Here is a 1,081-nt window from a genome sequence, read left to right on the forward strand (position 1 = left end):
ACAGTGCGGGATTGAAGATTCAGAAAAAAGATATATAATAGACTTGTAGTTTGAATTTTTAGAAGGGATGTGAACCATGCTTTATAAGGCTCGTACTGAACCACAGGAGCTGCTTGTATTTCAATCGTTAGACAGGAGGATGGAACTCACCGAAAAAGATAAACAGTACTATTGGAATCTGAAAAAAGGATTCGAAGGGGAGTGTCGCTTTGACTCATGGACGGAGAAGCTGGAATGTGATTGCCTGGTATTAAATGATTTGCGGCTCTCTGTGAACAATACGACATTTCAGATAGACGCATTGATAATCACTGGAGAAACTATTTATCTTTTTGAAGTGAAAAATTATGAAGGCGATTTTTACTATGAAAGAGAAAGACTTTACAAAAACAAGTCTGAGATCAACAATCCACTTATTCAATTGAAACGAAGCGAATCGCTTTTCCGCCAGCTGCTTCACTCGCTCGGATTTGACATGCCCGTTACTGCTTCCATTGTATTTATTCACCCCGAATTTACTTTGTACCAAGCCCCTCTGAATGCGCCATTTATTTTTCCAACACAGATCAAACGGTATTTTAAACATTTGAATGCATTGACGTCAAAATTGAACAGCAAACATAAGAAATTCGCAGAAAGATTGTTATCGCTTCATATGGAGGAATTATCTTTTACCAAGCTGCCCCGGTATGAATTTGAGCAGTTGCGGAAAGGGATTGTTTGTGCTACTTGCGGGTCTTTTTCCTGTGGTGTTCAGGGAAGAATGGTCATCTGCGAAGAATGCGGACATCGTGAAATAGGTGGAATAGCGATCATGCGGAGCATCAAAGAATTCCGGATGCTATTTCCTGACGAGAAATTGACTTCGGAAACCATTGGTGAGTGGTGTAAAATTATCGATTCTAAAAGAAGGATTAGCAGAGTATTGGAGAAACATTTCAAAACGGTCGGAACAGGGAGGTGGACTTATTATCAATAAAGATTTTTCAAAAGGTAATCACCTGCTGCTGCCGTCGTATATAATGATTGTGCATAAACGGTTCTTAGGAGGAGTCTAAGGACCGTTCACGCATAAAAAAAT

The 1,081-nt window shown here is 39.6% G+C and carries 1 protein-coding gene; it reads left to right on the top strand.

Going from position 1 to position 1,081, the window contains the following annotated elements; translation table 11 throughout:
* The first annotated feature begins 76 nt into the window (after nucleotides 1-76).
* Nucleotides 77-979 carry a nuclease-related domain-containing protein gene (locus GBH70_RS16410; protein ID WP_151682014.1) on the top strand — a complete coding sequence of 301 codons (903 nt, stop codon included), beginning with the start codon at nucleotides 77-79 and terminating at the stop codon, nucleotides 977-979.
* Nucleotides 980-1,081 lie beyond the last annotated feature (102 nt).

The organism is Weizmannia acidilactici, from assembly GCF_008974225.1.
Taxonomy (GTDB): domain Bacteria; phylum Bacillota; class Bacilli; order Bacillales; family Bacillaceae_C; genus Weizmannia; species Weizmannia acidilactici.

Excerpts from the sequence above, each read along its gene's own strand:
- GBH70_RS16410 (WP_151682014.1), top strand. The coding sequence starts at position 77 with ATGCTTTATAAGGCTCGTACTGAACCACAGGAGCTGCTTGTATTTCAA.